The organism is Rosettibacter sp. KY25 (genome assembly GCF_057554405.1).
In genome coordinates, this window is sequence record NZ_BAAJAO010000011.1 from 88,324 (window position 1) to 96,423 (window position 8,100).

The 8,100-nt window shown below is 33.4% G+C and carries 5 protein-coding genes; all 5 read left to right on the top strand.

Translation table 11 applies throughout. The features are described from left to right. Window positions 1-18: 18 nt before the first annotated feature. Window positions 19-3,195 carry a carboxypeptidase-like regulatory domain-containing protein gene (locus tag AC27L2_RS08545; protein WP_487211346.1) on the top strand — a complete coding sequence of 1,059 codons (3,177 nt, stop codon included), beginning with the start codon at window positions 19-21 and terminating at the stop codon, window positions 3,193-3,195. Between the two features lie 19 nt (window positions 3,196-3,214). Further along, window positions 3,215-5,374: a hypothetical protein gene (locus AC27L2_RS08550; protein ID WP_487211347.1), complete on the top strand. Its 2,160-nt coding sequence runs from the start codon at window positions 3,215-3,217 to the stop codon at window positions 5,372-5,374. Between the two features lie 24 nt (window positions 5,375-5,398). After that, window positions 5,399-6,373, top strand: a complete 975-nt coding sequence (locus AC27L2_RS08555) for a PorV/PorQ family protein (protein ID WP_487211348.1) — start codon at window positions 5,399-5,401, stop codon at window positions 6,371-6,373. 18 nt (window positions 6,374-6,391) lie between these two features. Continuing rightward, window positions 6,392-7,615 (top strand): IPT/TIG domain-containing protein, encoded by a 1,224-nt coding sequence (locus AC27L2_RS08560; RefSeq protein WP_487211349.1) that lies wholly within the window; start codon window positions 6,392-6,394, stop codon window positions 7,613-7,615. Between the two features lie 33 nt (window positions 7,616-7,648). After that, window positions 7,649-8,100, top strand: a 452-nt coding sequence (locus AC27L2_RS08565; RefSeq protein ID WP_487211350.1) for a sugar-binding protein, incomplete at its 3' end; no start/stop codon positions are given.

Genomic DNA, 8,100 nt, shown 5'->3' on the forward strand with positions numbered 1-8,100 from the left:
GATAAAAAGGAGATGAAAATGAAGAAAGAGAGATACAAAATTTTATTAACGATACTGATAATAATTATAAGTGCAAAAATTATTTCTGCAGGAACAACAGGGAAAATAGCAGGAAGAATAATTGATAAAGAAACACGAGAACCTTTGGTAGGAGTTAATGTTATAGTAAAAGGAACAACTTTAGGTTCAACTACTGATATTGATGGATATTATGTAATATTGCAAGTCCCACCCGGCATTCATTCCATTGTTGCAAGCATGGTTGGCTATGCAACTGTTACCGTAAATGATATTGAAGTAAGAATTGATCAGACATCAACGGTTGATATTGAGATGGTATCGCAAGCTATTGAGCTTGGAAGCATAGTAATTACAGCAGAGAGAAAATTAGTAAAGAAAGATGTATCCACAAGTGTAGCAGCAGTAAGGTCAGAAGAAATAACTACATTGCCAATTACTTCAATTGATAGAATAGCAAGTCTCCAAGCAGGAGTTGAAGAAGGTTTTGTTATTAGAGGCGGCAGTGCAAACCAATTGTTATTTCAAATCGATGGCGTAACATTAAGAGACCCGAGAAATAATTCACCAATAACTACATTATCTTTAAGTTCGATTCAGGAAATCTCAATTGAAAGAGGTGGATTTAATGCAGAATATGGACAAGTCAGATCAGGAATTATAAATATTATTCAAAAAGAGGGAAGTGTTAATAATTACTTTGGTGCTGTTAATGTTAAGTATAGTCCACCTACTCCAAAGCATTTTGGAATTTCTGTATTTGACCCAAATTCAATGTGGAACAGACCATACCTTGATCCTGCTGTATGCTGGACAGGCACAGAAAATGGTGCATGGGATTTATACACGCAACGACAATACCCGCGCTTTGAAGGTTGGAATGCAATATCACAAAAACTTTTAAGTGATAATGACCCAAATAATGACCTTTCACCAGCTGCAGCTCAAAAAGTATGGATGTGGGAACGAAGAAGAAGACCAACAATTGCTCCAGATTATGTTATTGATGCAAGCTTTGGGGGTCCAGTTCCTTTCATAAGCAAAAACTTAGGTAATCTAAGATTCTTTACTAGCTTCTGGTATAATCGAGAAATGTTGTTAATCCCTTTAAGCCGTCCTGATTATTTGGAATATAACTACTCATTAAAATTAAATTCTGATATAAGCAAAAAAATTAAATTGATGATAAATGCTAACAAAGGAAGATCTTACAATGTTGTAATGAACAGAGATGATAGTCAATTTAATAATCCAGCATGGGGAATTAATGGTGTTCAATTCTGGAGTCCAACAGCATTTATGCGAACTCCATACACAATTGCAGAAATTACAAATGAACAAAGACCAAGTAGAATTTTTACAGATTCGTGGTATAGTCAAGCAATACTTAATCATATAACTTTTGCAGGTAAACTTACAGATTTTGTAAGTGAAAAATCATTTATTGAATTTAGCATCGAACATGTTATAAGATCTTACCAAACTGGTCCTATTAGACAAAGGGACACAGTTAAAAAATATGAGATTGTCCCTGGATATTTTGTAGATGAAGCTCCATTTGGATTTGACCCGCGTCCTTTAACAGGTATTACAGGAATGTTCTTTGGAGGTCACTCTTCTACTATAAGAGATTCAAGCAAATTAAGTTCAACATTAATTAAAGCAAATTATACTAATCAGCTTACACATATTCATTTAATTAAAGCAGGAATCGAATTTTCTTACTATGACCTGAATCTGAACTACGGCGCAGTAAATACTTATTTTAATGATTTGAACTATGTAAAAGAAAGATGGAATCCATACAGAATTTCAGCATACGTTCAAGATAAAATTGAAGCATTTGGATTTGTTGCAAATGTTGGTGTGAGAATGGATTTAAGTAACCCAAATACTGAATGGTATGATGTAGACCCATTTGACAAATCATTTTTCTCTGCAAGTTTTAATCCCAATAAAGATTATCCAAAAAAGAAAGCAAAAATTGATGTTGCCTTTAGCCCAAGACTTGGAATTTCTCATCCTATTACAGAAGATTCAAAATTATATTTTAACTTTGGTCACTTCAAACAACTACCAGCATACGAAGAAATATTCAGATTGGGAAGAGCTTCAAATGGTACATTGTTAAATTTTGGCAACCCAAATTTACAGCAAGCAAAAACTATCTCTTATGAATTAGGTTACGACCATCTGTTATTCAATACATTATTAATTCAATTATCAGCTTTCTATAATGATATTTCAAATCAACTTGCATACACACAATATTTAAGTGATAGAAAAGGTATAGGTTACTTTGGTGCCAATAATAATAGTTACGAAGATATAAGAGGATTAGAAGTTACAATAAAGAAGACAGGAGGAAATTGGATAAGAGGGTTTTTAACCTATACATATCAAATTAATACGAGAGGCGCATTTGGTAAACAAGTAATTAACGAAGACCCAAGTCAACAAAAGATAATTGACCAGAATACAATTACATTGTATCAACAAAAACCTATTCCGCAACCGAGAGCAAACTTAAACTTGACTTTCTTTACACCTTCTGATTTTGGTCCCAGCTTTGGCGGCTTACATTTACTTGGCAACTGGACATTAAATGTTCTTGGTGAATGGAGAGCAGGCGAATACATTACTTATAATCCTAATGGCATAAGAGAAATAATTAATAATGTGCAAGTTACAGATTACTGGAATGTTGATTTGCTGTTAAGCAAAACATTCGACTTTAAGCCATTTCAAATAACATTTCTGCTCGATGTAAGAAATTTATTTAATTTCAAGAGACTTTCGGGGGCTGGCTTCTATGATAATTTTGATCAATTGTTCTATTTACAATCATTGCATCTGCCTGAAAGTCCTGCTTATGATAACATACCTGGCAACGATAGAGTTGGAGATTATAGAAAAGAGGGAGTTCCGTATCAACCAATTGAGCAAGTTAATAACTACAAAGAATTAGCAACTCCTAATCCTAATGTTATTTATTATGATAAGTCAACAAGAAAATACATGAATTATATTAATAATGAATGGTCAGAAGTTGACAGTGCACGTCTGCAAAAAATTCTTGATGATAAAGCCTATATCGATATGCCGAACAATACATCATTTAATTTTTTGAATCCAAGACAGGTTTTCTTTGGAATTAATATTTCCTTCAACCTGTAAATGATAAGGAGTTAGAATTATGAAAAAGATTTATTTAATGGTCATTCTGTTGATAATAATTTCAACACATAAAACTTCGTATGCACAGGTTTATGGCAGCCAGCAGCAAGAAGTCAAATGGATTTCTGTTGGTGCTCTGCGAAATTGGTTTTCAAGTGCAGGAGCAGAAATTGAGTTTGGAAGAAGAGGAAGAAGTGGATTTGTTAATGTTGATCAGCTTGATGGATTAATTTGGCCCTCTGAATATATAAATAATAAAGGTGTAAGTGCTTCAAAAGCTTTGTGGATAGGCACAACTAATTATACTGAAGAAACTGGTCAGCTTAAAGGAAAAGTATTTCCTTATAAAGTCATTTGTATTGGTCCTCGAGAAGTTTACTTAGGTAGCGATGTTTATCAAGAACAACTGAAATTATATGGCAAGTTCGATCATCCTCAAGTATTGGTAGATGATGTAAATGCTTCTAACAGAGAATATGATGATGAAGTTGATGAAATTAATCCTGATTTACCAGCAGATAGAATGCTTGTTAATGTTGTCCATACAAATATTGGAATTACAATTAAAAGAAGAGTATTAGCTTTTTCTCAGCAATATCATGATAATTATTACATCTATGAATATATTTTTAAAAATACTGGACTTATAATTGATAACTCTGAGGGCTCGCCAAAACTGATAAGCAAACCCAAGAAATTAACAGGAGTAATTTTCTTTTGGGAATATAGATATGGTTTTGCTGGCGAAGCATATACAGCCGGCTGGTTTCCGCAAGGTGCAAGTTGGGGTAGAAATACTATAAATGATGTAATGGGAACACCATATCATCCGGGTCCATTTAGGGCAATTTGGGCTTATTATGGTCCACATGCAAATGGACCTGGAGGAGGGCTGGCTGAAGATATTGGAGAACCAAGACCAGATGGTGCAATAATGGCAGGAACTAATTTTGCCGGTGTAGTTGTACTGCATGCAGATAAATCTGCTAAAGATAAATCAGACGACCCCAATCAACCAATGACCACAATTTTTACCGGCTCAGATAGCCCAGTTCAGCCAGTTGACCAGTATAATGAAAATTTAATGACAAGAAAATACACTGAATTTATGATGGGTGGACATTTACGTCAAAGTCACGCTGAACAAATAGGTAAAGACCCTGTAACAGGTCTGCCCACTGCATTTGCAAATACATGGGGAGATGACGCCGGCGGTTATGCTGCTACTCAAGGCTTTGGTCCTTACGATTTAGAACCTGGCGACAGTATTAGAATTGTTGTAGCAGAAGCTGTGGCTGGTATTGACAGAACTAAAAATAGAGAAGTTGTAAATAAATGGTTTAATAAAATTCCACCTTATGTTTTGCCTGATGGTTCTACAACGAACGATAGAAATGTATATAAAAATCTGTGGGTATTTAGCGGCAGAGATTCACTTTTCCAAACTTTTAGAAGAGCAATAGATAATTTTAATAGTAATTTCAATATACCTCAACCACCACCCCCACCAGATAGATTTATAGTAAGATCTGCAGGTGGAGGTATATTGCTTGAATGGTCAGATAATGCAAGGTCTTGGCCCAATTTTAATGGATATAGAATTTATAGAGCCGAAGGAAGAACTGATACAGTATTTACTTTAATATATGAAACAGATAAAAATAACACATCCACTACTTATTTAGATACAACTGCAAGACGCGGCTTTAATTATTACTATTATATTCAAAGTAAAGATGACGGCTCGACAAATAATATTCAACGTGGTGTTCCTTTAGTTAGCAGTAAATATTATACAATGACAAATAGAGAAGCATTTCTTACACGACCCCCTGGAAATAATCTTGCAAACATAAGAATTGTTCCAAATCCATATAACATAAGAGCAAGAGAATTACAATTTGGAATTGATACACCAGATAGAATTGCATTCTATGGCTTACCGCCTGTTTGCAAAATTAGAATATTTACAGAATCTGGTGAACTAATTGAAACAATTGACCACAGAAATTACAGCGGCGATGAACTCTGGCATTCATTAACATCTTCACGTCAGGTAATTGTAAGCGGACTTTATATAGTTCATATAGAAGTAACAGAAGATTACAAGGATAGCAATGGCAATTTGATATTTAAAAAAGGTGACAGCATCATTAAAAAATTCATCGTAATAAGATGATGAAAAATTGTAGGAGATAGTAAAGTGAAAACATTAATATTAGCTTTTTTACTAATCTTTATTTCAAGTATAAATGCACAACAAAAGTTGGCTCAAACAGGATTTAATTTTCTTAGTGTTTCAAGCGATGCAAGAGCCAGTGCAATTGGCGAAGCAGTAACTTCTTTCAATAATTATTCTGGAGCATTATTTCATAATCCCGCCAGTATGGCTCAAATGGATAAATTCTTTAATGCAAATTTTAGTATTAATCAATGGATTGCAGATATTAAACATATTACTGCAAGTCTAATAATATCACCATTTAATGGAGATATGGGAGTAATTGGTTTGAGTTTACAATCAGTTGATTACGGCGAAGTAGAAGGCACAATGGTAGCAAATAATGAGAAAGGTTACATAGATACAAAAGTAATGAAACCTACTGCACTTGCTATTGGGGTTGGTTATGCAAAAATGTTGAACGATAAATTTGGTGTGGGCGGCCAGATTAGATATGTATACCAAAAATTGGGAGAAAGTGTTATTCCAACTCTAAATGGTACAACAGAAAAAGAAAATAAAGCAAGTGCACTTGCATTCGATTTTGGCACTGTTTATAAAACCGGATTTAAGAGCGTAGCTTTTGGAATGTCTGTAAGAAATTTCTCTAAAGAAGTAAAATATGAAGAAGAAGGATTTCAACTTCCATTAAATTTTATAATTGGCATTTCAGCAAATGCTTTTGACTTTGTAAATCTCGACTTGAATAATCAAACACTTCTAATTTCTGTTGATTATACGCATCCGCGCTCCAGACCCGAACAATTAAAAATTGGTTTAGAATATCAATTCATGAGCTTACTCTTTCTTAGAGGGGGCTACATTATTGGTAACTATGAAGACAATTTAACATTTGGCGTTGGCTTATCCTATTCAGGTTTTAATATCGATTATTCTTATACACCTTATGGAATTTTTAATAATGTTCAAAGATTAACGGCAAGGATTTCATTTTAAAAAATTAAGGTGAAAATTATGAAACAAAGAAAGTTTGTTATAATAATTTCTGTAATAATTATTTCTACGCTGATTAAATGCAGTAATTATGAAGAACCACCATTAATTTATAATCCTGAAAATCTTCAATTTGCTCCATCTCCAAAGATAAGTTCTATAATTCCTAAAGATTCTGCTCGTGCAGGCATTAGAGAAATTCTTATAAATGGTGAGAACTTTGGAACAACTTCAGATAATAATACCATTGTTTTTGTTGGTGGTAAAATTGCAGAAATAAAAAGCCTGTCATCTAATCAAATAATTATTTATAGACCTCAACTCGAACTATCAAAATATAATAAACCTCTTGATGTTGTTGTTTCTGTCCAAAAAGCTTTAGAACTGGCAAAAGTAAAAAATTATAAAATAAATACACCATTCGAACAATATGGCGATTTTACAAATTATACTTATAACCTCTTTGCAATTGAAGTTGATAAACAAGAAAATTTATACATTGCTACAAGAAGAGCATTATTAAAATATGATGGTAAAGAAATTGTTAGAATTGGTGGTCAGCTTTCAAACGATTTTTCAAAAGTTACTGATTTAAAATTTGGCCCAGGTGGTTATCTGTATGCATTAGTAAGTAAAAATATTTTATATAGACTTGACCCCGTTACAGCAGCCGAAGAAAAATATCTTACCCTGCCTAAAGAATGTGATAGATTAGATTTTGACCGCTATAATAACATTTACACTGCAAAGAAAGATGGATTATTTATTGTTAAACCAGATAAGTCAATAATCAATACTAACTTATATCAGGGAGTTATAATTACTGATATAAGAGTATTCAATGATTATTTGTACATAACAAGTGCAGATAATCTTTGGAGACATAAAATACTTGATAACAATGGTACACTCGGAAATCAAGAATTGGTTCTTAATGTTAAAAATCAGGGAACAGATTTTAGCAGAGCTGCAATTGGTTCAATTACTTTTGATAAAGATGGGATGATGTTATTGGCTGTTAAAAATCATCCTGATTATTCAATATTTGTTTTAGAAAATGACGGCAATTTGACACCTTACTATAAAGCAAAGATACTCCCAAAATTTGTTGACCAGATTGTTTGGGGCAATGATTATTATCTCTATTTAAATAGAGGGATTACATTAACAAGAGATTCAGTTAGAGTCTTTCGAATGGGTATGGCAAATACCCCAGCTCCTTATTACGGCAGAAATAATTTGTAAACAATTAAATAACCAACCAATCAAGGAGGTAATATGAAAAAACCCATAATGTTAATGACTCTTTTATTAATGATTATTTCAATAACACTCGATGCGTCACCAAAAAGAGTTATTAAGCTTAGTTCAATTGTGGATGATGTTCTTATTATTCCCAAAACTGCTGTGCCACCAGTAATTGATGGTGAGCTTGATAATATCTGGCTTCTTTCAACTGCAACACCGCTTCAAAAATTTGAAGGCGGCAGCTCAGATACCGATAGAGTATATGCAGACCACTCTTCATTTTTTAGAGTATTGTGGGATGACAACTACTTCTATTTGTTTGTTCAAGTCATCGATGATGAACTCGATGCATCAAACAGAGGCGAGCCATGGATGAATGACTGTGTTGAATTATTCCTTGATGGAGATAATTCAAAAGGAACTACATACGATGGCGTTAATGATGTTCAATGGAGATGGGTCTATGGTGATGATAAATTAGA

Coding starts and splice junctions, on each gene's coding strand:
- AC27L2_RS08550 (WP_487211347.1), top strand. CDS start 3,215: ATGAAAAAGATTTATTTAATGGTCATTCTGTTGATAATAATTTCAACA.
- AC27L2_RS08545 (WP_487211346.1), top strand. CDS start 19: ATGAAGAAAGAGAGATACAAAATTTTATTAACGATACTGATAATAATT.
- AC27L2_RS08560 (WP_487211349.1), top strand. CDS start 6,392: ATGAAACAAAGAAAGTTTGTTATAATAATTTCTGTAATAATTATTTCT.